18 protein-coding genes are annotated in these 22,624 nt (G+C 64.5%); 4 read left to right on the top strand and 14 right to left on the bottom strand.

The genetic code is table 11. The features are described from left to right. Nucleotides 1-32: 32 nt before the first annotated feature. Nucleotides 33-845: an AraC family transcriptional regulator gene (locus OPIT5_08130; GenBank protein AHF90200.1), complete on the top strand. Its 813-nt coding sequence runs from the start codon at nucleotides 33-35 to the stop codon at nucleotides 843-845. A 124-nt stretch (nucleotides 846-969) separates the two neighbouring features. Here the strand turns inward: OPIT5_08130 and OPIT5_08125 are convergent, their stop codons facing one another. The 3 genes from OPIT5_08125 to OPIT5_08115 all read right to left on the bottom strand — a co-directional run bounded on the left by OPIT5_08125 (nucleotide 970) and on the right by OPIT5_08115 (nucleotide 5,837). Continuing rightward, complete coding sequence (locus tag OPIT5_08125) at nucleotides 970-1,680, bottom strand: N-terminal cleavage protein (GenBank protein ID AHF90199.1); 711 nt, start codon at nucleotides 1,678-1,680, stop codon at nucleotides 970-972. A gap of 162 nt (nucleotides 1,681-1,842) precedes the next feature. After that, nucleotides 1,843-4,863 (bottom strand): beta-1,4-xylanase, encoded by a 3,021-nt coding sequence (locus OPIT5_08120; protein ID AHF90198.1) that lies wholly within the window; start codon nucleotides 4,861-4,863, stop codon nucleotides 1,843-1,845. 104 nt (nucleotides 4,864-4,967) lie between these two features. Further along, the gene (locus OPIT5_08115) at nucleotides 4,968-5,837 is read right to left on the bottom strand and encodes an anchor protein (protein ID AHF90197.1); all 870 of its coding nucleotides are present in this window, start codon (nucleotides 5,835-5,837) and stop codon (nucleotides 4,968-4,970) included. 103 nt (nucleotides 5,838-5,940) lie between these two features. On the opposite strand from OPIT5_08115, the gene OPIT5_08110 reads away from it, so the two are divergent. Continuing rightward, on the top strand, nucleotides 5,941-7,044 hold the full coding sequence (locus OPIT5_08110) for a LacI family transcriptional regulator (protein ID AHF90196.1): 1,104 nt from the start codon (nucleotides 5,941-5,943) through the stop codon (nucleotides 7,042-7,044). Nucleotides 7,045-7,250: 206 nt separating this feature from the next. Then, complete coding sequence (locus OPIT5_08105) at nucleotides 7,251-7,946, top strand: peptidase S54 (GenBank protein AHF90195.1); 696 nt, start codon at nucleotides 7,251-7,253, stop codon at nucleotides 7,944-7,946. A 365-nt stretch (nucleotides 7,947-8,311) separates the two neighbouring features. On the opposite strand, the gene OPIT5_08100 is transcribed toward OPIT5_08105, so the two are convergent. From OPIT5_08100 to OPIT5_08080, 5 genes are all read right to left on the bottom strand, one after another. Continuing rightward, complete coding sequence (locus tag OPIT5_08100; protein AHF90194.1) at nucleotides 8,312-8,935, bottom strand: hypothetical protein; 624 nt, start codon at nucleotides 8,933-8,935, stop codon at nucleotides 8,312-8,314. Between the two features lie 133 nt (nucleotides 8,936-9,068). Further along, the gene (locus OPIT5_08095) at nucleotides 9,069-10,073 is read right to left on the bottom strand and encodes a hypothetical protein (GenBank protein ID AHF90193.1); all 1,005 of its coding nucleotides are present in this window, start codon (nucleotides 10,071-10,073) and stop codon (nucleotides 9,069-9,071) included. A gap of 53 nt (nucleotides 10,074-10,126) precedes the next feature. After that, nucleotides 10,127-10,747 (bottom strand): serine protease, encoded by a 621-nt coding sequence (locus tag OPIT5_08090; GenBank protein ID AHF90192.1) that lies wholly within the window; start codon nucleotides 10,745-10,747, stop codon nucleotides 10,127-10,129. A gap of 80 nt (nucleotides 10,748-10,827) precedes the next feature. Continuing rightward, on the bottom strand, nucleotides 10,828-12,468 hold the full coding sequence (locus OPIT5_08085; protein AHF90191.1) for a hypothetical protein: 1,641 nt from the start codon (nucleotides 12,466-12,468) through the stop codon (nucleotides 10,828-10,830). Nucleotides 12,469-12,588: 120 nt separating this feature from the next. Beyond that, the gene (locus OPIT5_08080; GenBank protein ID AHF90190.1) at nucleotides 12,589-13,089 is read right to left on the bottom strand and encodes a hypothetical protein; all 501 of its coding nucleotides are present in this window, start codon (nucleotides 13,087-13,089) and stop codon (nucleotides 12,589-12,591) included. Between the two features lie 176 nt (nucleotides 13,090-13,265). Here OPIT5_08080 and OPIT5_08075 point away from each other — a divergent pair, with 176 nt between their 5' ends. Continuing rightward, nucleotides 13,266-13,523 (top strand): hypothetical protein, encoded by a 258-nt coding sequence (locus OPIT5_08075; GenBank protein AHF94185.1) that lies wholly within the window; start codon nucleotides 13,266-13,268, stop codon nucleotides 13,521-13,523. A gap of 56 nt (nucleotides 13,524-13,579) precedes the next feature. Here OPIT5_08075 and OPIT5_08070 read toward each other — a convergent pair whose 3' ends face one another. The 6 genes from OPIT5_08070 to OPIT5_08045 all read right to left on the bottom strand — a co-directional run bounded on the left by OPIT5_08070 (nucleotide 13,580) and on the right by OPIT5_08045 (nucleotide 22,551). Next, nucleotides 13,580-14,953, bottom strand: a complete 1,374-nt coding sequence (locus OPIT5_08070; protein ID AHF90189.1) for a hypothetical protein — start codon at nucleotides 14,951-14,953, stop codon at nucleotides 13,580-13,582. 32 nt (nucleotides 14,954-14,985) lie between these two features. Then, on the bottom strand, nucleotides 14,986-16,464 hold the full coding sequence (locus OPIT5_08065) for a glucuronyl hydrolase (GenBank protein ID AHF90188.1): 1,479 nt from the start codon (nucleotides 16,462-16,464) through the stop codon (nucleotides 14,986-14,988). A gap of 199 nt (nucleotides 16,465-16,663) precedes the next feature. Next, a complete protein-coding gene (locus OPIT5_08060) occupies nucleotides 16,664-17,524 on the bottom strand; it encodes a lipase (protein AHF90187.1) in 861 nt (286 codons plus the stop codon). A gap of 56 nt (nucleotides 17,525-17,580) precedes the next feature. Next, complete coding sequence (locus OPIT5_08055; GenBank protein ID AHF90186.1) at nucleotides 17,581-19,389, bottom strand: hypothetical protein; 1,809 nt, start codon at nucleotides 19,387-19,389, stop codon at nucleotides 17,581-17,583. Nucleotides 19,390-19,394: 5 nt separating this feature from the next. Next, entirely contained in the window at nucleotides 19,395-21,800 is a 2,406-nt protein-coding gene (locus OPIT5_08050; protein AHF90185.1) for a hypothetical protein, read from the bottom strand. Between the two features lie 34 nt (nucleotides 21,801-21,834). Then, nucleotides 21,835-22,551 carry a hypothetical protein gene (locus OPIT5_08045; protein ID AHF94184.1) on the bottom strand — a complete coding sequence of 239 codons (717 nt, stop codon included), beginning with the start codon at nucleotides 22,549-22,551 and terminating at the stop codon, nucleotides 21,835-21,837. Between the last annotated feature and the right edge of the window lie 73 nt (nucleotides 22,552-22,624).

Genomic DNA, 22,624 nt, shown 5'->3' with positions numbered 1-22,624 from the left:
GTTCCCCCTAGTCCGGGGATTTTTCAAAGCTGATGCTGACCTTCAAGGCGTTGTCGGGGGCGAATGCCGCCGGGGTGGTCGAGGGGCCGCGGCTGAGTCTGTGTCTGGCGGGAACGGCCCGCTACGAGGTGTTGACGGAGGGCGAACGAAAGGTGGTGGAGGTGCGGCGCGGCGAGGTGATTTATGCGCTGCCTCGCTGTCTGATGAAGGTACATGAGGCTTCGCGCTACCTGTCGCTCGGGTTGGTGTTCAATCCGGGGATCACGCGCTTTCTGGTGGCGTTGAAGCGGTATCCGATTTCGGATACTTCGGCGGACGCGGGGCATGGATTGTCGCACCGGTTTTTGCTGACGCACCACACGCCGGCGACGATGGATGCCGATGGCCGGGCGTTTCTGGCGGCGATGGCCCGCTGTGGCCGGCAGGAGAGCGCGGACGAACGCTACGTTTGCCGGCTGCTGGAGGTCATCCTGCTGAAGGCGCGGACGCTGCTGGACGACCACACGGCGGCGCCGGCGGGCGGCAAGGCGTGGTTTACGTGGCAGGCGGCCTGCCAGTTTATCAGGGAGCACATGCACGAGCCGCTCGGGCGCGAGGCGGTGGCGGAGTTTCTGCGCTTGCATCCCAACCACGTGTCACGGTTGTTCACCCGGTTTGGTGGTCATTCGTTCCACCGGTACCTGCTGGGCGAGCGGATGGAGCGGGCGCGGGGGCAGATGGAAAATCCGGCGGCCAACATCAGTGAGGTGGCGCGAGCCTGTGGTTTCGCGGACGCGGGGTATTTTGCGCGCTGTTACCGGAAGTTTTACGGCACCCCGCCGAGCCGGGGGAGGCGGGGCGCGTGAGCGTAGTGGCAATGAACCTGATACGCTTGTCGCGCATATTTCACCAGAAACGGAGAGAACAGCGATATGAAGGATGGGTCCGGGGAGCGCAACATCCGTTACGCGCTCCAGATTTCAGGATGCTCTAATCTTTGCTTTTGTTGAAGGCAGTAAGGCGGTCATCGGTCAGGTAATCTTTGCGCTGAATACTTTTTACCGATCCATCAATGTAGAGAACGTTCGTGCTCGAATTCTTGTCGTGCGAAGCAGAGGTCAGGGCTTGCGGCACAAAATCCGTAATCACGGCCTGGACCGGGTCGATTTGGCTGACCGGCACTCCCATGCCCTTGCCGTTCCTGTCACGCGCACTATCGTAATACCTGTGCCCCGCCGTGTAAAAATAGGATCCGAAACCGTTGTTCGCCTCCCAACTCTCCGCAGTGGGATAATCGGGGCATCTGAATATCTTTGAACGATTGAGGCCCTTGATGCTTTTGCCGGTAACATTGCCCAGATAACCTTCATATTGCAGGTATCCATAAGCGACAGGTGATCCGCTTGCGTTATCACCATCCCAGATACAGCGACCATCACTGATGTACGCGGGAGGGATGTTGCCTGCTTTTCTGTCGTTGGCATAGGCAAGCAGGGCCACGCCCATCTGGTGCAGATTGCTGATGCATTGCGCCTTTTTCGCCTTCTCGCGAACGCTCCCGACAACGGGGATAAGTATCCCGGCGAGGATGCCGATGATCGCGATCACCGTCAGCAGTTCGATGAGCGTGAAGCCATGTTCGATGGCAACGTGGCGAGTCGAAGCAGGCGAGGGATGGGGTCCGGGGGAATCGGGTTTCATTTCTGTGTGCAATTGGAGTTTGATGAAATCATCGGCAGGGGTCTCCCGGGGACAAGATTTTCCCCGGTTATCACGATCACTGGCCTGACCTGTTTTGTTTGCCGGTCATGCCGGATGGATGACCAGGGCAGGCTGGTGAGTCCCGTGACGCCCGGGCGCCGGTTAGTGGAACGAGACCGTCGGGTAGCGTTGCGGTGATTTCGAGTCGGCAATGCCGGGCGCGATACACATGTAGCTTTCGCGCATTGGGCCGTCGTTGTCGTTGACGAGCAAATTGAAGCGAAAGCCGCGCCGGCCGGTATCCGCGGAAAGCCCGATGGCGGAAAACGGAATCGCGGCTTCATAGGTCGTGGTTTTGGCCGATTCGTCGCGACTGGCGGACAGTCTGATCGAGGCGGCGGTCCGGGCCAGGTCAAAACCGTCCGGCGCCAGCCAGACAAATGTCTCGCTCTCGCCGTCATCACGGAGCGTCAGACCGATTTCCCACAGGCCCGGCTGGCCGGGGAGCTGGAGGGCCATCTGCACGTTGTCGCCATTGTACACGCCGGAGCCGCGATGGGGTTGCACGTGGATGTCATCGGTGACAACGACCTTGAGCAAAAGGTTCTCGCGGTCGCGTCCAAGCCAGATGCGAGCACTCAGATCTTCCGGTCCCTTCCAGTAAAAAGGTTCGTTGGCGTGGGCGGAGGGAACCAGGCGGGTGACCAGGGAGGCGTCACGCAGGTCGAACGTGGGCGCGGACGAAAAACCGTTGCCGGGGATGGACACCGTGGTGCGCACTTCACGGGGAAGCGTGCCGGCCCACAGAAGGGAACCGTCGGATTTGCGCAGGTCGGCCTTCAGGAGAAGGGTCGCGGGACGCCCGGGGAGCGAACGGAAGTTGTCCGCCACCCGAAGCGGGAGGGCGAGCTCGTCGCTCTGGCCGGGCTGTAGGTGAATCCGTCGTTCGAGTCCTTTGCCGGAAAGACCCTTGGGCAACGTACATGTCAGTGAAAAAATCAGCTCATGTTTCGTCGGATTGCGGAGGCCCAGTCGGAAAGTTTGTTCACCGCCGGGCGTGATGTTGAGGACTCCGTCGCCACCGATGAATTCCCCGGCAATGACGGGTTCCGTATTCTGTCCGATGATACGAAGCGTCGCGGGAGTTGCCTCGATAGACCAGGCGAGGGAACCGTCGAGGACGGGAAGCGGCGTCTCGTTGCCGAAAAGATCGACCGACACGGCCTTGCCCGTGATGCCGGTGAGATGAAGCAGGCGGTCGCTCGAATCGTTGCTCCAGGCCGGGAGCAGAAAGCCGCCGTCGCGGGAACGGAAGAGAAAGGCCCTGACGGCGGGGTCCGGGTCGATGGTGCGAAGAAACCCGGCTTCGCGGAAATATCCGGCGAGCATGTTGTAAACACCATAGACGGGCTTGGGGGAAAAATCGTACGTGACCAGGCCGTAGTTGTGCTCGACGTTCTTCGGGTCGAAGCCGTCGTTGCGCAGGTCATACCAGGTGTAACCGACCGCGCCATTGGCCCAGCTGACCAGCAGCTTCTTGAACAGGGTCGGCCCCTGGCCGAATTCGCCGACCCAGTTGACGGGAGCCGCGGTCTCGTTGGGATACCACGGAGCGGTAATGTCGAATTCCTTGCGCATGTCGAGGAGGGCGTTCATGTGCGGCATGTAGCCGTTGATGGGGCCATGTCCGTGAAACGCGATGACATCGTAAAATCCCCTGGCCCCGGAGAGCACATGCCGGACAAAACCGGTTTGTCGTTCGGTGGAAACCGTCCCGGAAAAGCCGCCGGTGAGGATGGTCATCTCGGGGACAGCCTGCTTCACCTCGGCATAGGTGCGTTTGAGAACCTCGACATAGAATGCGGGGTCATTCCGGAAAGTGCTTTGGATGTCCGGCTCGTTCCAGACCTCCATATAGCGGATACGGTCCCGGTAATGTCTGGCCACCTCGCGGACAAATTCTCCCCAGTCATCCAGGACGCGATCCGTGAGGAACGACTGATGCGCCCATCCGGGCACATAGACATAGATGCCTTGCATCTCCATGTCGTATTTGTCGTAGACGCCCATCAGGGAATCGTAGCGATTCCATGTCCATGCGTCGCGGCGGGGCTGCACGTGGCGCCAATAGATGTCTTCCCGGTAAACCTTGGCCCCGCACCAGGCGGCGGCGAGGGCCTCGCGCTCCTGTACGGTCCCGGGATAGTGCTGGGAATGAACGGAAAGTCCGAAGAGGAAACCCTTGGCCCGGCCGGGCGTGGGGCCGGCCGGGCGCATGTAGGCATAGCTCAATCGCCTGGCATGGGATGGGGATGCTTTTGAGGTAATGTTTTTATTGATACCGGTGAGTTCGAACAATCTGGTGTCGATGGCATACACGCCGAACTTCGCGGGAGGGGGCAGCGCAATGCGCCTGGATTCGCCGGGGGCGAGGCCGAAGCGGCTCGCATTCCTGCTGATACGCTGTCCGCGAGCATCGTTTATACTGTATTCGAGCAACAATTCGCGGTTGTCGGGACGGCGATTGGTCACGCGCAGGGCGGCGGTCTTTTCCTCGCCGGGAATCATGACGTGGATCGCCGAGCCCGTCCCCGTCTCCAGGGTTATCTCGGGCGGAGCGGAAACGATGTCGAATCCGACATCGCCAAAGCCAAGCCAGCCGGGGCCGGTATCGGCCCGGAATTCGGACGCGAAGCCGACAAGACTCACGGGGAAGTCGATTTTCCGGTTGGCGTTCCTGCCGCCCGGCCACGTCCCGGCCTCGGGCGCCGTGTGGGAGTCGAGGGTGAACCGGATCGTTTGCCAGCCCGCCGTTCGGGTATCGAGCGGCATCCGGTATTGCAGGTGTTCGCCCTCGCTGTCGCGCAAACGGAGGTTGAGGTTGCGGGCCTGGCAATTTTCCGGGATGTAGATCTCGACGCTGGCGACGGCGTTGTCAAAGCGGGGCAGATACACGGGCTCGCGGATGGTAAATTCGAAATGCTCCGCGCGACTGCTGTCCCAATGGAAGCGCATGGCGGGTTTTCCGTCCGGCATCGTCTCATGGGAGGTGTCTTGCCGTTTTTCCTGCCGTTTTTGCACGATGATCTCGAAATCCAGCGGATCACCAAGGTTGCAGATAACCTCGGAGTAACCCGGAGACAGGCAGCAGACGGCGGTGAGAAAAACGGCGAGGGCTCTCATGGGAACACCTAAAAACAAACCAACCGCGAATGGATGCGAATGGACACGAATAAAAACGATGAAGCGGGATACCCTTGTCCTTTTGGCGCAACGAAGGGGGGGAGTCACCTGAGACGTCTGCGGGACAGGGCGATGGCCGCCAGGGCGACTGCGCCGAACACCAGGGCGACCGAACCCGGTTCGGGGATGGACGTGCCTGCCATCGTGCCTGTCACCAGCAGATCATCAAAGTTTGGATTGAAATTGGACCCCGATGGGCCTGTCCCGAATTTGCCGCCAAGTACTATTGTAGTGAATTCTGAATACGTGAGTGATGCTAATGTTACAGAAAACGATGCATTTGTTGAGTCTGAAAGCTTCGTATTCGTAAGCGTGAGATCGTTACCCTGGATTGAAAAGGCAAAGGAGTTTCTGTCGTTTAGGCCTTGCTTGAACCCTGTCTCTTGGGAACCAAGCAGCGTCCAGGAAGAGGTGTCGGAGGACAGGGTATCGACCTCGAAAAACTGGACGATCCCTGATCGGGAAACGGCTGCGATGTAACCTTGCCCGGAGGCATTGAGAACCCCGAAGTAGCTCCAAAGAAAGGCATCGCTGCTATTGCCGTTTGCCCACCAGGTCGTGACCGTGAGCGATGGATTATCAATATACAGACCGGCGCCCAATAGATTGCCGTCTCGAAAATCCCGTTTCACGAAACTTGAGACGCCCTCTGGCGATCCTGTCCAGCTTGCCTTGATACGACCATTGATGAGTTCCCATGTGCCTGTTTCGGAGTATTTGGAGAAATAGTCGTTGGCGCTGGTGGCTGTCGTGGTGATCTGTTTCGCGGAGGCTCCATGCGCGCTGAAGTCATTGCTGTAGGAGAAGGGTTGGGGCTCTGCGCCGGAGGTTACAACCGATAGGGTGCTCGCCAGAACTGCGGCGCATGCGATGCGGAATAACGAAACACTGGAATGAAGTAGTGGAGATGTCATGAGATGGGAGGTTTGGAGTTTTGACGAAACGAAAAGATTGCCACCGGGGCCTAAAAAGAAAGATTTCCTCCAGTTATCACGATCACCAAGGTCAGGCTCGCCGATGAAGACCATTGCCCCGACAACACTTCGCATGCCCACTACCCGGGAAATCGCCGCCGCCTGCGGATGCAGCCAGCCGACCGTGTCCTATGCGCTCAACGGACATCCGAAAATCCCCGCCGCCACCCGGGTGCGGGTGCTGGCGGTGGCGCGCCAACTGGGCTGGAAGCCGAATGCCTTTGCCTCCGCCTGGATGGCGCATTTGCGGACGCGGCGGACACCGGCATTTCAGGCGACGCTCGCGTTCCTTGTCGCCAACCGGCAAAGCGGACGGATCGGGGATCAGGGCATGCACATGCAGCGCCACTTCGCAGGCGCAAGGGCGAGGGCGGAGGAACTCGGATACGGGCTGGAACCGGTCTGGCTGCACGAACCGGGGCTCACCGCGCGCCGGCTCAACCAGATGCTTCGCAGCCGGAACATCCCCGGGCTCATTATCCCCGGACTGGTCGATGCAAGTGACATTTTCCAGGGGATTGACTGGGCTCATTTTGTGGCAGTGACCATGGCCTGGTCACTCAGGTCGCCCATGCTCAACCGGGTGGGTATCGATGCCGCGCACGGTTTTGACCTGATGCTGCGCAAGGCGGTGGAATTGGGCTACCGGCGCATCGGAGTGGCGGTGTCGGACGAATACGATGCGCGTGTGAATCACGGCGTTTTGTATCCGGTCTTCTATGCACGGGAACGCTGGGCGGCGGAGATGAGTGGCGTGGAAATTCGGGTTTGCCGGTTTGCCAGGTCTCACATGGACGAGATTCCCCGTATCCAGGAATGGCTTCGGGAAAACAGGCCGGATGTGGTGCTCGCGGAAGCCACTGTGGAACGCGCCATCAGGCAGATGAACTGGCGTGTGCCGCAGGACGTGGCGCTTGTCAGCGTGGATCGCGCGCCGGAGTATCCGGATCTTGGAGGCTTCAACCAGCATCACGAGCTGCATGGTTCGGTGGCGGTGGATTTGCTGGTGGGGCAGATCTTGCAAAACGAACGCGGCCTGCCGGCGATCCCGCGTGAGGTGCTGGTCAAAGGGGAATGGGCCGACGGGATCAGCGTGCCGCCGAAAGCGGAGATCGCGGCGCTCGGGAAGCGGTCGGCGCGATTGTGAGGTGTCGGGCGCTTTGCTTTTCGGGGTGATGGTTTCCAGAGCACTGCCGTCGCCTGGTTCGGAGAATTCGCAGTTGTACACCGGTAAGGGCGAGGCGCGTTGCGCCTCGTCGCAGCGGCAGGAATGCCGCCGCTCCGGGCTGGCCGACGCTCGTCAGCTCCGACGACGATTGCAAACCGCCGCTCCGCTCATTTTGTCAACGCACCATGCTTCCGCTCTGGGATACTCAACCGCACCGCCGGCCGCCGGTTTTTACGTTTCTGATCATCGCCGCCTGCATAGTTGTTTTCGGCTACGAAATGCTCCTGATGGTACAGGCTCCGGATTCGCTGGAGACTTTCATCCTCACGCATTCGCTGGTGCCGGCGCGCTTCGTCGGCGGATGGCGCGACGGGGGGCAGTGGCAGACGCTGTTTACCTCCATGTTCCTGCACGGCGGCGTGGCGCATGTTTTGGGCAATTGCTGGTTTCTCTGGATCTTCGGCCGCAGCGTGGAGGCGCGCACGGGGTCGGCCGGTTTTCTGTGCATCTACCTCGCCGGCGGCGTGGCCGCGGCGGCGGCGCAGACGGTTTTCTCGTGGGGATCGGTGATCCCGATGCTCGGCGCGAGCGGCGCGATTTCCGGCGTGCTCGGCGCGTATCTCGTGCTTTTCCCGACAGCCTGGGTGGTGGCGCTCGTGCCCTGGATCGTGCCGGTGGTGCCGGTGCCGGCGGTGGTGTTTTTGTTGCTGTGGTTTTTTGTGCAGATGTGGAGCGGCATCGGCGAATTGCTCGGAGCTGGCGGCGAGGGCGGCGTGGCCTGGTGGGCGCACGCGGGCGGGTTCGTCGCCGGGATGCTGATCGCGCTCCTGGCACGGAAAGCCGGCTGGCTGAAGGCAGCCGGGGCCGGCCGGGCGGGTTAGGAGGCAGGAGGCATTCGCTAATGCTATCGTGAGAAATTACCCGCGAAAGCGTATGATACCAAAGCCCCAAAGCCTTCGGATTTTTACACCAAGGCCGCAAAGAGCGCAAAGGATTGCCAGTTACCTTCTTCGCGTCCTTTGCGGCCTTGGTGTAAAATCAAAAACATTCGGGACGCTGGTATGATTTCCTTCTGTAACCCGATGCCTGTTTTCCGGAAATTGAACCACAAAGACACAGAGGCACAGAGCGGACCACAGAGCAGAATCAGGTTTTTCCTGACAGGAGGCTTTGTGGAGTTTGTCCTCCGTGTCTTCGTGTCTCTGTAGTTAACTTCCTTCGGTTTTGGCTCGGCTAATCCGGGTCACTACGCCCGCAGCGCCTTGGGAGTGTCGAGGATTTCCTTGAGGATGATGGCGCGGCGGAGACTGGAACGGTCGTGCAGGTCGGCGGCGAGAGAGACGGGCAGACCGGAACGGAAAGCGGGAGCCGGAGCGGTCTCGGGCTTGGGGGGGCGGGCGCCCCGGGCGCGTATTTCCACCGCCTCGTTGCGGACGGCGGCGCGTTGCGCTTCGAGCGCGGCCAGTTGTTCGGCCATCTGGCGCTGACGTTCGCGCACGGCCCGCTCTTCCGCCGTGTCATAGGCGTTGGAACGGGGCTCCCGGGTGCGGGCCGCGGGTTCGGCACGGGGCAGGGGGGGCGGGGCGACCGGGGCCGGCGGCGGCATGCCGGGAACCTCGCCGCGACGCTCGGCGATCTTGCGCCGGATCTCTTCCTGGATGCGTCGCGTGCGTTCGGCGTCCGCGCTGTCGGGTGCGTGACGCTGGAGCGGCGCGCCGCGCTGTTGTTGCGCCTGGCGCTGGCGGCGGGCTTCCATCGCGGCTTCGGCCTCGCGGCGGGCTTCGGCGGCCTCACGGCGCTTCTGTATCCAGAAGGCAACGACGCCGGCGATGACGAAAAGTATCTGGAAATGTTCGGTGATCCACTTCATGGCGGAGGGGGGGTCAGGGAGGAGAGCCCGCGAAGCCCGTGTAATGAGACGAAAAAGAAACCGGCTGTATTTCCGTTTTTCGTGTCATTGCGGGTGTTTCGCGGGCCGTTTCTGCAGCCGGGGCAGGCCGGCGTTACTTCTTGTCGTCGGTGCCGATCGACTTGCGCATGCCGGTGTCGGCCTGGATGTTTTCCATCTTGTAGTAGTCCATGACGCCGAGGTTGCCCTTGCGGAAGGCTTCGGCCATGGCGAGCGGGACTTCGGCCTGGGCCTCGACGACCTTGGCCTGCATTTCCTGCACGCGGGCTTTCATTTCCTGTTCGAGCGCGACGGCGGCGGCGCGGCGGATTTCGGCCTGGGCCTGGGCGATGGACTTGTTGGCCTGGGCCTGGGCTTCCTGGAGCTGGGCGCCGACGTTTTCGCCCACGTCCACGTCGGCGATGTCGATGGAGAGGATTTCGAAGGCGGTGCCGACGTCGAGGCCGCGCGCGAGCACGGTCTTGGAGATGCTGTCGGGAGATTCGAGGACCACCTTGTAGCTGTCGGCCGAGCCGATGGTGGTGACGATGCCTTCGCCGACGCGGGCGATGATGGTGTCTTCCTTGGCGCCGCCGACGAAGCGGTCGAGGTTGGTGCGCACGGTCACGCGGGCCTTGACCTTTACCTGGATGCCATCGCGCGCCACGCCGTCGATGGTCGTGCGTCCGCCTTCGGGGTTGGGGCAGTCGATGACCTTGGGATCGACGCTGGTGCGCACGGCTTCGCCGACGGACTTGCCGGAGCCTTTGGTGGCGAGGTCGATGGCGCAGGCGCGGCGCCAGTCGAGCTCGATGCCGGCTTTTTGCGCGGCGATGAGGGCCTGCACGGTGGGCACGACGTTGCCGCCGGCCAGGAAGTGGGCCTCGATGTCGTTGATCGAAATGTCGATGCCGGCCTTGCGGGCGGTGATGCGGGCGTCAACGACCAGGCCGTAGGGCACCTGGCGGAGCCGCATGGCGATGAGTTCGGTGAACCCGACGTAGGCTCCCGCCAGCCAGGCGCGCAGCCAGACGCTGAAGAAGGAGAAAACAATGAACGCGAGGACAAGGGCGGCGATAAGGCCGGCGATGCCGAGAACGGTGACGAGTTGGCCAGGCATGGTTGGTATGGTGGGTTGGTGTTACGGGTTGTTGGTGGAAAAATGAACGGAGTTCAGTGTTTGGAAGAAGGGGGCGCGGGTGGAACGGGCGGGAGGTAGACGGGTGCGGTGAGGAGATCGACGGGTTTGTTGAGGTCGTTGTCGGCCGGCAGGCCCGGTGTGACCGGCGGGCGCGTGGAGGATGCGGCAGGAGGGGGATTGTCGCCGGTGATTTTTTCGACGACGAGCTGAAAAGTCTCCGTGCCGATGACGGCGACGGGCGTGCCTTTTTCGATGAGCCCGGAACGCGAGGTGGCCTCGTAGCGCCGGCCTTCGACGAGGACGTACCCGGTCGGGGCGAGCGTGGTGAGGGTTTCGCCGGTGCGGCGGGTGATGGCGGCGGCATCGGCAACAGGTGGCTGGCTGCGGCTGTCGATGCTCTTGTGCAGGAAAAACCGGCGGCCCCAGCGGGTGCGCGGAAGGATGAGGAATTCGATGGCAAGCATCAGGCCGACGAGGAAGAGCGCGACGGCGACGGCCACGCCCCCACCCATCGGGCCGTGTTGCCAGAAGGCGATCACACAACCGGCCAGCATGGCGAGCGCGCCGAGGGTGCCGAGGACGGCTCCGGGGACGATCACCTCGGCGGCGAGCAGGATGATGCCGACAATGAAGAGAAGAATGAGGGTGGTCATCGGGAGAGGGGCAGGACTTGAAGACGAGAGACTGTGTGAGGGCGGGAGAGAGAGGGAGGGTGGACGGCGGCGGGTGGATGTCAGTCGTTATTGTTGCCGGTTTCTTCCTCGACAAGGAGTTCGAACCCCTGCCGGCCGATGACGCGCACGGGGCGTCCCTTGTCGAGGGTGCCGACGGCGACGCGGGCTTCGAAGTGGCGGTCGCCGAGCCTGATTTGTCCGGCGGGGCGGAGAGCGGAAACGGTGACGCCGGTCTGGCCGACGACAGGTGTTTCGGAACCGGGGGCGGCTTCGATGTCGTCGATAACCGCGCCGGAAGCACCGTCGATGGCGGCGCTGAGGACGAGGCGGTCGAGGAACCAGCCGCGCGGGAGAAACCGCATCAGCGCGATGCCCCCGATCACGGCGACGACGATGCCGCCGAGAAGGTTGAGCAGCGGACGGGTGAACATGCCGGAGGAAATCGAGATGGGCTCGTTGGGCCAGAGGTCGGTCATGGACCAGACGAGCGCGCCGAGCATGAGCAGGATGCCGGTCAGGGCGATGAGCACGGTGCCCGGGAAAAACAGCAGCTCCACGACGACAAGGATCACGCCGAAGGCGAAGACGATCCAGGCCTCGTTGCCGGAGAGGCCGGCGATGTAGTGGCCGAAAAAGACAATCGCCAGGAGGATGCCGCCGGCGATGCCGAAGAAGCCGAAGCCGGGCGTCTTCATTTCGATAAAAATGCCGAGCAGGCCGAGTCCCATGAGGATGGGGGCGATGGTCGTAATGTAGTGGGCGAGTTGCTCGGACCAGGTGAGTTCGAGCCGGGTGAACCGGTAGTTGTCCGCGCCGTATTTTTGCGTGAGGAGGTCGTCGATCGTGGTCGCGATGCCGGTGGCGAAGAGCGGGCGGGGCGGATCGCCGTAGGAGCGCATGGCCTCGGTGGCGGTGAGCGAGAGGAGCTTGTCGGCGGGCTTGATGACGGTGTCGTCGAGCTTGAACTCGATTTTCGGATTCATCATCGCCTCGAGCACCTTTTCGCGGAGGGGGTCGCTTTCCGAGTAGGCGCGGATTTTGGCGCCGAGGTAGCTCTCGACCTTGCGCTTCATGGATTCGTCCACGTCCTTGCCGTCGCCGTTGACGATCTCGGCGGCGCCGATGACGGCCTTGGGCGCGTACCAGATGTTGTCGGTGACGCCGGAAATGAGCGCGCCGGCCGACATGGCCTCGTCGTTGACGTACGTGATCGTCTCGCCGGGGAACTGGTCGAGCGCCTCCATGATGTCGAGGGTGACATCGACGCGGCCGCCGGGCGTTTTCATGTCGAGGACGATGGCGGTGGCGTTTTCCCGGATGGCTTCTTTCAGGCCGCGGCGGAGGACGTAGAGGACGGGCGGGGTGATCTGTTCGCGGATGGGGATGACGAAGATGCGGGCGGCTTCGCCATCGGGTCTGGCGTTCAGGGGTTGGGGTTTGACGGTATCGACAGGCGCGGCAACGGGCGCAGGTGCGGCGGTATCGGCCGGCGCGGGCGTTGCCGGAGCGGCGGATTCCGGCTCCGGAGCGGCGGACGCGGCGGCATCGGGTTTCGCGGGCGGCGTGATGCCGGTTTCGGAAGCGGGAGTCGCGGGCGGGGGAGCCGGGGTTTCGGTTGAAGATTGGGCAGGCGCAACGGCAACCGCGAGGAGCGGCCATGCGCAGACGATGCCGAGGAGGTACAACCGGAGGCGTTTCATAGCAAAGCCGACATGAACACCTTCCGGAGCGCGCCGCAAGCGCGGGAGACGAATCGGAGCGTTATAGTTTGCCGGGGGTTTTCCAGCAGGAGGGCGGCGGGCGGGAAAACCGTCCCGTTATCAGGGGGCCGCAGGCGTCGCGGCGGCCGGCGCGGGCGCTTTTTCGGCATAGGGCCGGCCGGCGGTGCCGGCGACGAACATGACCAGCCGGGCGGGTCCGGGACCGGGGTTGGTGCCGTTGTGCAGCACGTTGACGACTTCGGCAAAGGCCTCGCCGGCCCGGAAGGTCCGGGTTTCGCCGCCGGCGAGTTCGACGCGCACCTCGCCTTCGAGCATGTAGCCGAAGCAGGGCACCGGGTGACGGTGCCAGTTGGTCTGGCGGCCGGGGGCGATCTCGACGAGGACGGCGCTGACTTCGGCGGGACCATCGGCCGGATAGACGATCGGCTGGCCGGCGCCGTCGGTCCGGGTTTTCAGGAGGGGCGTGACGGCGACGGCCTTCGCGTAGGGTGAATCGGCTTCGGCGGCGGCGGTGGCGGCACGGAGCGCTGGCGCGACGAAAAACGGCAGGAGGGAGGCAAGGATGGCGGCAAGGAGGAGTCGGGAGCGGACGGTAATCATGGGAATAAGGATACAGGAGGAGGAACGGGCGGAAAAACAAAAGTAAACCAACAGAGAACCGTATGCAGCTCTGTTGTGCAAAGGGACGCTCCGCTGACATCAGATTGAGTCGCATCCACGCTCCGGTATAGAGCAATTGGACGCACGGAAAATCGCGGGAAACCTTTATCCCCGTCATGTCACGGCGGCACTGGAAACAGCGATGGGTGACACGCCTGTCGTCTGCCTGCCGGGCGCCGCGGCAGACGGGGAAATCCACGCTGGCTCAGCAACTCTCGCCGGAACGCGCGTATTTCAGCCTCGATGATGCCGAGACATTTTCCCTGGCGCAAACGGCCCCCGCAGGCTTCGTCGCCGCGCTGCCGGAACGGGTGACCGGCCCTGCGGTCGACAGATTGCTGGCGATGCCTCTCTCCGCGCTTTGGGAAATGTGAAAAAGCCTCCGGACTGCGAAATCAGGCCGGGCCTGGGCCGGAGGGGGAGGGCGGAATCAGGAAGCGGCGAGCACGGCTTGCAGGTCGGCGATGTAGACGCGGCGGGTGTCGCCGTCCATGCCGTTGAAGGTGATATAACGCCAGGTGCGGTCCCAGGCGGGGTGGGGGTCGCAGCGGAGCACGGAGTGGATGGCCGCGGCGGGATTGCGGGCGTTGATGCGCACGAGGCATTTCTCGGTGCGCGTTTGCAGGTCGATCCAGCGGAGCGGCACGGTGCCGTCGCCGAAGGCCGTCTGCTCGTTGGTGTAGGTATCCGTGAGAATATGACGTCCGTCGGGATAGACAGTGGGGTGGCCGGATCCGGGGATTTTGGGGTGATCGGTGCCGGGGATGATGCGCAGGCCGGTGCCGTCGGCGTTGACTTCGACGAGACGAAGTTCGTTGCCGGAACCGGCGGAAGGGAGCGCGAGATTTTGCGAGATGCGGCGTCCGTCGGGAAACCAGGTGGCGTGGTGGCCGGGGTGTTGCCAGAGTTCGGGGCCGGTGGCGCAGCGGAGCGAGGCGAGGTCGGGCTCGCCGGTGGCGGGGTCGATGCGGAGCGTGACCCAGGCGAAGCACACCGATTGGTAGTTGACCTTGAACATGTCCCAGCCGGGCGACTCTCCGGCGGGAAACCAGCGCAGGCTGAGCATCAGGGCGTCGCCCTGCGGGTTGAACTTGCTGTGAAAGCCGATGATTTCGCAGCGGTCGAGGTCGGTGGGCGGGTTGGTCTCGCCGCATCGCAGCGGCGTGGGATGGCCGGGAGCGGACAGCGTATCCACGATTTGCCTGATGGATACAAGGAGGCGCCGTTTGCCGGTGCGGGTGTCGGTCAGCCAGAAACCGTCATCGTCGGTCGGACCGATGCGCCAGGGCGGGCAGGCGGATTCCGGGACGACAACGCCGTAGCCGCACTGGGTTTTGCGGGTGAGCACCAGGTTGGACGAGATGAGCCAGCGTCCATCGGGCGAAGCATGATAAACGGTGCCTTCAAGCCGCTGGCGCGTGCCGGCGAGCGGATCGAATTTCCACGAAAAGGGCGTCCACGTGGCGGTGTCCACGTCGTTGAAAAACAGTTCGTGGTCGGAACCGCCCCAGTTGAGATTGGCGCCGAGCTGGTGTTCCCAGCCGCGGGTGTCGGCGAGGACGGTTTCAGCGCCGGTCTGAAGGTCGACAAGGATGACGTGCGCGACATCACCGGGCGCGGGCTGGCGATCCTCGAACGGGAGGCGGAGGAGGGCGAGGTAACGGCCCGAGGGGCTGATCGGCGAGGTGTCGAAGAAGCGGTGGGTGCAGTGACCGGCGTGCGGCGTGACGCACCAGACGGGGACGAGCGGGTCGTATGTTTCGTAGCGGGGGAAGTGGCGGTAGAGGCTGGCGGCGAGGTTCATGGTCATAGTGTTATGGGAAAATGTGAGGTGTGTCAGCGGGAAGCCTGCGTATGGCCGAGGGCGGCGGCGAGCTGGCCCATGAGGCCCATGCCCATGGGCGAGAGGACGCGGTAGGGGGCGCGTTGCAGGGCCTCGCCACCGCGGTTGCTCTGGGCGGTGCCGTCGAGGAGGCCGTCGGGCGTGAGATGCGGAAGCAGGCCGGACCAGCAGCGGCGGGCGGCGGTTTCCGCTTCCGCCGCGTCGACAAAACCCGCGCGCGCGGCGCGCATGATCGCGGCGGCGATGCCGGCCGAGCCGGAAGTGTCGGGCGGGCAGGCGGGGTCGTCGGCGAAGCAACCCCAGAGGCCATCCTCGCGCTGGAGGGCGAGCGTCCAGGCGACGGCGGCGCGGAGTTCCGCCTCCGGTTCGCCGGTATCGGCGAGACCGCGGAGATGCTCGAGCGAGCGGCCGAGGCCGAGCAGGTACCAGGCGATGCCTCGCGCCCAGGAGCGGAAGGTGCGCGAATCGTCGGGATGGTGGCGGAGCCAGAGTCCGTCGGGCCGCCGGAGACGTTCCTGGCGCTGGCGGAGAACGTTGATGGCAAGGGAGGCGAGGGAGTTGTCGCGACGCTGGCCGGCGATGACGGCGAGAGGGTAGGCGATGGTGTAGCTGCCTTCTGCCGTGTAACTTTCCGGGCGGCGAAAGGTGCCGTCGGGGTGGAGGTGGTCGCGGTACCAGGCGAGCAGCGTATCGAGGAGAGGATGATGGGGCGCAACCTTGGCGAGGACGGCGAAGGGCAGGGTGCCCTCGATGCCGTAGATGCGGTCGTCGCAGGGGCGTCCGCGCGGGTCTTCGTAAACGAGACGGCCGTCGGACGTGAAAAACAGGGCGAGGTGCGCATCGAGCGCGGCGCGCCAGCGGAGGGCGTCGGTGGTGCCAGCCGTGGCGGTCCGGAGATCGTGGAGGGCGTCGAGGATGCAGCCTTCCATCCAGCCGAAGGTCTGAACGGAGCCGACAGAGCCGAGCACGCGGAAAAATGCGGCGGTGGCGGCGCCGGGTGAGGTCGCGTCGACGGGGGCATCGGGCAGGAGATGGGGGGCCAACACCTCCGCGCCAGCCGGAAGGGCGGGGGCGAAGAGCCAGAGCGGGGTGGAGCCGTGCGTAAGGGTGAGGCGGATACCCTGTTCGAGCGCGGCGGCCAAGGTGGTGGCGTTGAGCTGGATCTGCCAGGGTTCGATGGAGTGGGAATAGCGGAGGTCGAACTGGCCGATCATGGCGCCGGTGCGGGCGAGGCTGGCGGTGACGATTTTCTGTTCGCGGTCATCGACCGAGACGCCGATCCGCAACCAGCCGCCGCGCGAAGCGCCGGGGGAAGATGCGGTGTTGCCGGCGTGCGGCCAGGTGAGGAGCACGCTGCCGCCGGTCGCGGATGTGCCCGCGGGCGGAGCGAGCCCGACGGTCGGCCAGCCGAAGGGGGCGCGAAGCGGGGGCTGGACGGGGAGGCCGGAGGTATCGGTGGCGGCGAGGAACATGCGGGAAAAGGATGGCGACAGGGTGCAGGGTGAAGGCGGACGCCGGACCGGGCAGGTTTGATGTTGTCCAAACGTTTTCAGACCCGGCGGGCCTGATGTTCCGGATTTTACACAAAGGTCGCGAAGACCGCGAAGTTTTCAGGCAACGGGATCTTCGCGTTTTTTGCGCCCTTTGGGTAAAAATCCGGAGATTTCTGACTCAGATAAACGAAAGCGAGCGCAGGAACGCGGTCTGGATCGAGACGGCTTCGTCGAAAATTTGCCGGTTGTGTTTGAGATAGCCATGCGTGCCCGTCGGGTGGGGATGGAAATCGCAGCGGTTGCCGGCGGCGGACATGGCGGCGGCGAACTGTTTCGCACCGGCGACGGGCGTGGTGGTGTCGGCCTCGCCGTGGAAGAGCAGGGTCGGCGGGAGGCCGGGGCGCACGGTGTGGAGCGGCGAGAGTTCGCGCCAGCGAGGGCCGAGGCGGGCGCAACCATAGCCGGCGGGCGAGGTGTCGATGACCGGGTAATGCAGGATGAGCGCCTGGGCGGCGGCGGATTCGCTGACGGATTCGCCGGGTTCGTCGAAAAGGGCGCCGTCGAGGAGCGTGGTGGTCGCGGCGAGGTGCGCTCCGGCGGAGCCGCCGCCGGCGACGATTTTTTGGGGGTCGATGCCGAGACTGGCAGCGTGGCGGCGCAGGTGTCGCATGGCGGAGCGGGCGTCGCGCACGCAATCGAGCACGCTGGCGAATTCGTTTTCGCCGCGGGCGAGTTCTTCCGGCGTGCGCGGGCGGGAGAGCCGGTATTCGAGGCCGAAGGCGGCCAGGCCGAGCCGGGCAAACGTATCAAGCCACGGATACACGACGCGCGGGCCGTTGTTGATCCAGCCGCCGCCGTGGATGAACAGCACGGCGGGGCGGCCGGCGGGCGGAGGGGGAGCGGCACCGGCGGACGGGGCGCGGCGGGCGGGGTCGAAGAAATGGAGCGAGAGGGAGCGGCCGGCGATCTCCTTGTACGGCAGAATGGCATCGGGCCGCAGGGTTTCGCAGAGGTGGTTGAAGTGGTTGTCGGTGTGCATTACCGGAGAGCATGTGGAAAGCGATCGGACCGGCTTCCGGCAAATGTAAATACGACTCAGGGGGAAGGGGAAACATTGAGGACGGGAAGCGGTGCCCCGATATCATCGGCGGCCATGCCGGCCTGCCAGGCGCCGCGGTCGCGTCCGCCGGGGAAGTCGGTCACGCTGTCGGGCCAGCCTTGGCGGGAGGGATAGTCGGAGCCGTCTCCGCAACCCGGCGATCCGGCGCGCAGGCGCAGATCCCGGGGACCCGGCCCGGCGGGCTGGCCGGCATCGACAAAGCGGTCGGCGAGGTCGGGCACGGTGAGCGCGGCGGGCTCGTCGGCGGGACGGTCGTGGTTGTAGAGATTCGCCTCCCAGTGGTTGTCCCCGCCGGTGTCGGTCGCCCCGGCGCCGCGGAAGTTGACGTTTTGCGGGCGGCTGCCGAAGGAATAGAAGACGTTGTTGACGAAGTCGTAGCCGTGCCAGCGGTTGGGGAGGGGATCACCGAGCTTTTCCCAGACGCTGAAGCCCTGGCTGTAGAAGGTATTGTGGTAAAACTTGATATTCCTGGCGAGGCCGAGGGAGTCGTGGCCGCTCTTCACTCCGTAGGAGGCGGAGCGCCCGCTGCTGGCGCCGGGACGGGTGACTTCGACGACGTTGCGATAAATATGAATGGGACCGGGGCCGTTGGAGGTGACGCTGATGCCGGCGAAGGCGTCGTGAATGTGGTTGTTGGAAAACGTGATGTCGGCCTGCTCGGGCGACTCGAGTTCGACACCGTCGTCCATGATGTGGCGAAAGGTGTTGTGGTGGATGCGCACGCGTCGGCTGCGCTTGATGCCGAGGCCGTCCCACTGGCCGCTGACGAGGCTGCCGGAGACTTCGCTGTCGCGCAGGTGGATAAGGCGCAGGCCGAAGCCGCGCCAAGGGGCGAGGGTGTCGGAGTTGTTGACTTCGGACTGTCCCATGCCGGAGCGGTAACCGCCCGACCACGGCCAGGAATCGACGACACCGTTGAGGATGCGGACTTCGCGGATGCGCACGTCGAAGCCGACGCCGGTGCCGGTGGAGATGCCGCGGAAGCTGTTGCGCACGGTGACGCGGGCGATCTCGACATCGCGCCAGGCGGGCGATTCGGCGGGCGGGGGGAGTTCGTCGAGGTCGGCGGTGCCGCCGGCGAACTGGGCGTCAGGAGCGCCGTCGGCGGCGGCAAGGTAGATGCCGGTCCAGCCGCCGTTACGCACTTCCAGATCGGTGATGCGCAGGTGGCTGTGGCCGCCGGTGTCGATGACGGCGAGGGCGCGGCCGATGCTGAGCGGAACGGTGTTGGGGTCTTCGTTGCCGGCCAGCTTCACATGGACGTGGTCGCGGTCGCGAAAACTGCCTTCGCCACGCGGGGCCGGGTCGAGGAGAGCATCCGGGGTAGCGTAGGCGGCGATCAGGCGGTCGCTGCGGTTGGTGCCGGGTGTGCCGAAGCGCGAGATCCAGGTGCCGATGGCCGCGCCGGGGGTGGCTTCGTCGGCGAACGGCAGGGCGGTCCGGTAATAAACGTGTCCGTCGCGCTCCAGGCGTTCCCACCTGCCGGCGGGCGTCTGCTGGTAATCGGCCGCGGCGCCGTCGATGATCGCGCCGGGGCCGGTGAGAGTGATGGGGGCGGAGGGCGTGCCGGAGCGGCGGAAGACGACGTTTTCATGATAAACGCCGGGGGCGATGCGGAGGGTATCGCCGGGTTGGGCGGCATCGAGGGCATCCTGAATCGTGGCATGGACGGTCTCGCTGTGGGAGCCGGTGCGGGTGACGGCGGCGCGGGCCGGGAGAGACGCCCCCAAAGCGAGGAGCAGCGCGAAGCGGGGAAGCGTGGAGAGGGTGAAGGACGCGGACATGAGAGTCAGTCGGCCGGGGTGGCGTTGAGGAAGGCCGCGGGCGCGCCGATGGCGTCGGGGGCCATGCTGGCCTGCCAGGCGCCACGGTCGCGCCCGCCGGGGAAGGCGGTCACGCTGTCGGGCCAGCCTTGGCGGGCGGGATGGTCGGAGCCGTCGCCGCGGCCGGGCGAGCCGTCGCGCAGGCGCAGATCGCGGGGGTCGGAGGCGTCGGGCGTGAGCGGATCGACGAAGCGGCCGGCGAGGTCGGGATCGGTGAGGGCGGCGGGTTCACCGGCGGGGCGGTCGTGGTTGTAGAGATTGGCTTCCCAGTGATTGTCGCCGCCGGTGTCGGCCGTGTCGGCGCCACGGAAATTGACGTTCTGCGGGCGGGCGCCGAAGGAGTAAAAAATGTTGTTGACGAAGTCGTAGCCGTGCCAGCGGTTCGGGGCGGGGTCGCCGAGTTTTTCCCAGACGCTGAAGCTCTGGCTGTAAAACGTGTTGTGGTAAAATTTGATGTTCTCGGCCACGCCGAGGTTGTTGTGCCCGCTTTTTATCCCGTAGGAGGCGTAGCGGTTGCCTGAGCCGGGGGAGGCCTTGCTGCGACGGGTGGCCTCCACGACGTTGCGATAGATATAAATGGGGCCGGGGCCGTTGGGGGTGACGCTGATGCCGGCGAACACGTCGTGAAAGTGGTTGTTGTAAACGAACACGTCGGACTGGCTGGCGGACTCGAGTTCGATGCCGTCGTCGATGATGTTGCGGAGGGTGTTGTGGTGAACGCGGACGTTGTGGCTGGATTTGACGGTGAGGCCGTCCCACTGGCCGCTGACGAGGCTGCCGGAGATTTCGCTGTCGCGAGCGTTGGTGAGCGAGATCCCGAAGCCGCGCCAGGGGGCGAAGGCGTCGGAGCCATCCTGGGGATGTTGGCCAACGCCGCTGGTGTAGCCGCCATTCCACACCCAGCCGGGGGCCGGAGGCATGCCGTTTTCGATGTGGACGCCATGGATGCTCACAGCGGCGGTGGTGTCACCGCGGGTGGTAATGCCGCGGAAGCAGTTGCGGATGACGAGATCGGACAGGTGGATGTCGGTGGCGGGCCCTCCGATGACAACACCGGCCCAGGAGGCGTTGCGGAGCTCGAGCCCGCGAATGTGCAGATGGCTGTGGCCGTTGAGATCGATGACGGCGTGGGCGCGGGCGATGTTGAGGCCGACGGTATTGGGATTCTCGCCGCCATCGAGCTTCACGTAGAGGGCGTCGCGTTCGCGGAAGGTGCCTTCGCCGCGGGGGGCATCGGCGAGACCTTGCAGGCTGGCATAAGCGGCCAGCAGCCGGTCGCTGCGTCCGGTTTCCTCCGAGGCCGTTCCGTGGCGGGAAATCCAGGTGGTGATGGCGTGTCCGGGGAGGGGGGCAATCAGCGGAGGACTGGCGCGCCAGAAGCCGGAGTCGGGGTCCTGCTGCCAGCGTCCGGACGGGTCGGATTGGAAGAACGGATCGGCGGCGTCGATGACGACGCGGGCGTTGTCCTCGGCGGTGAGGGTGACGGGGCGGCCGGGCTGGCCGGAGACGCGGAAGGTGATCGGCTCGTGCCAGGTGCCGGCGGGGAGCCGCACGGTGTCGCCGGGCCGGGCGGCGTCGAGGGCGGCCTGGATGGTGGCGTGGGTGGACGTGGCGCCGTTTTCGCGCAGCAGAGTGACCGCGGGAGGCGGAGGATCGGCAGGAGGAAAGACCGGGTCGGGGATGTCCGGAGGCGGGACCGGAGCGTCGAGAGTCAGCGAGAGCTGAATCGGCGAGTAGAGGGTGTTTTCCTTGCTGGCGAAGGCGATGACGTTGGGGCTGTCGCCGGGTTCGCGGAGGACGAGGGTTGCGCTGCGCGACGGAGCGGTGCGGACCTGTTCGAGGAAGGTGACGAGCGCGGGCGTGGAGAGGGAGAAGATAGCCCCGCCCGAGGCGCCTCCGGTGGCGGGCACGGCGATGGACCCGAGGAGGATGGCGTTCGCCGGCGCTTCGTGGGCAGAGGTCGCCGGCCAGGCGGCGTTGGCGTTGGTCAGGGTGGCCTCGTCCCAGTCGGGCGCCGTGCCGGGCGCCAGTCCGAAGATGTCGAGGGTGGAGGCGGGGCGCCCCCGGTAAATCGAGGCGAGGCTGAGGTTGAGCGTGGCGGCTTGGATACGGTGTGCGGCTTGGGTCAGGTCGAAGCGCAGCCACGCGAGGCGCTGGTAGCTGCGGTTGCGGGAGCCACGGACGTGGAGGGTGGCGTTGCCGCCGAAGTTGGTATCGGCCTGATCGCCGCCTTGGAGATAGGTGTCGGCGACAGGGGCGAGATCGAGGACGGCTCCGGCGGCTTGCGCCCGGACCGCCGCGCTGGTGATCATGAGCAAAGCCAGCAGGGCGGACAGACGCAGGCTACGCTCCCTGGAGGGAAAGGGGGACATGGGAAAAGGAGACGAAAAGAATACCCGGGAAACTTTAACGACGAAGGCGTAGCGCAATCACTCCCGCCAGAGCGAGGGCACCGGCGAGTGCGGCACAGGTGGAAGGTTCGGGAATGACGCCGTGAGTGATCGACAGGGATGGGGCGTCATAGGTGACGTTTTCTTTGGAGGCGAATTGGAGGTAGCCGCCTGCACCCGAAGCGTTTTCCCGGATTATGAAAGTCAGGTTGCTGGAACCGCCGGCGGCAAGGTAGTCGTTGAGAAACGAGGTCAGCGCCGTGCCGGTGATCGTGTAGGTGGTTCCGCGGGAAGCGAGCAGGCCGGAGATGTCGAACGTGCCCACGAGGGCGGCAGCGGAAATATCAGGGGCGTTGTTGTAGGTCAGGTCTGTTTCACCCCAATCGAAACCGAGTTGCTCCACGGTAGCGGTATAATCGGCATTGAGAGCATAGACATTGATCGCGGCATTCCCGCTGTCGCGGGTGCTTTGATTGCCCGAGAGTGTGATGCTGAACGAGGCATCGGACACCGTGACGCCGCTCAGGCTGGTGAGGTCGCTGATGTCGAAACGCACATAGAAGTCCCGGCGGAAGTTTGTATGGCCGCGCACCTGTATGTTTTCGTCGGTCCCGTAGTTGATGCCTGGTGAATCGGAGCGGATGCCGCTATCCGCCGCGGGGGTATATTGGTTCGCGGCTGCAGCAGATGTCGCCAGAGTCAACGTGGAGGTTCCGGCAAGCAGCAATGCCATCAGACGGACGATACCCCCGCCCGACTCAAGGAGGGATGTTTTTATTGTATTCATTGTATCCATTTCTTGTTAC

Source organism: Opitutaceae bacterium TAV5 (genome assembly GCA_000242935.3).
Classification (GTDB): Bacteria; Verrucomicrobiota; Verrucomicrobiia; order Opitutales; family Opitutaceae; genus Geminisphaera.
The sequence above is the reverse complement of the archived record's forward strand: the minus strand, read 5'-3'. Positions and strand labels throughout refer to the sequence as shown.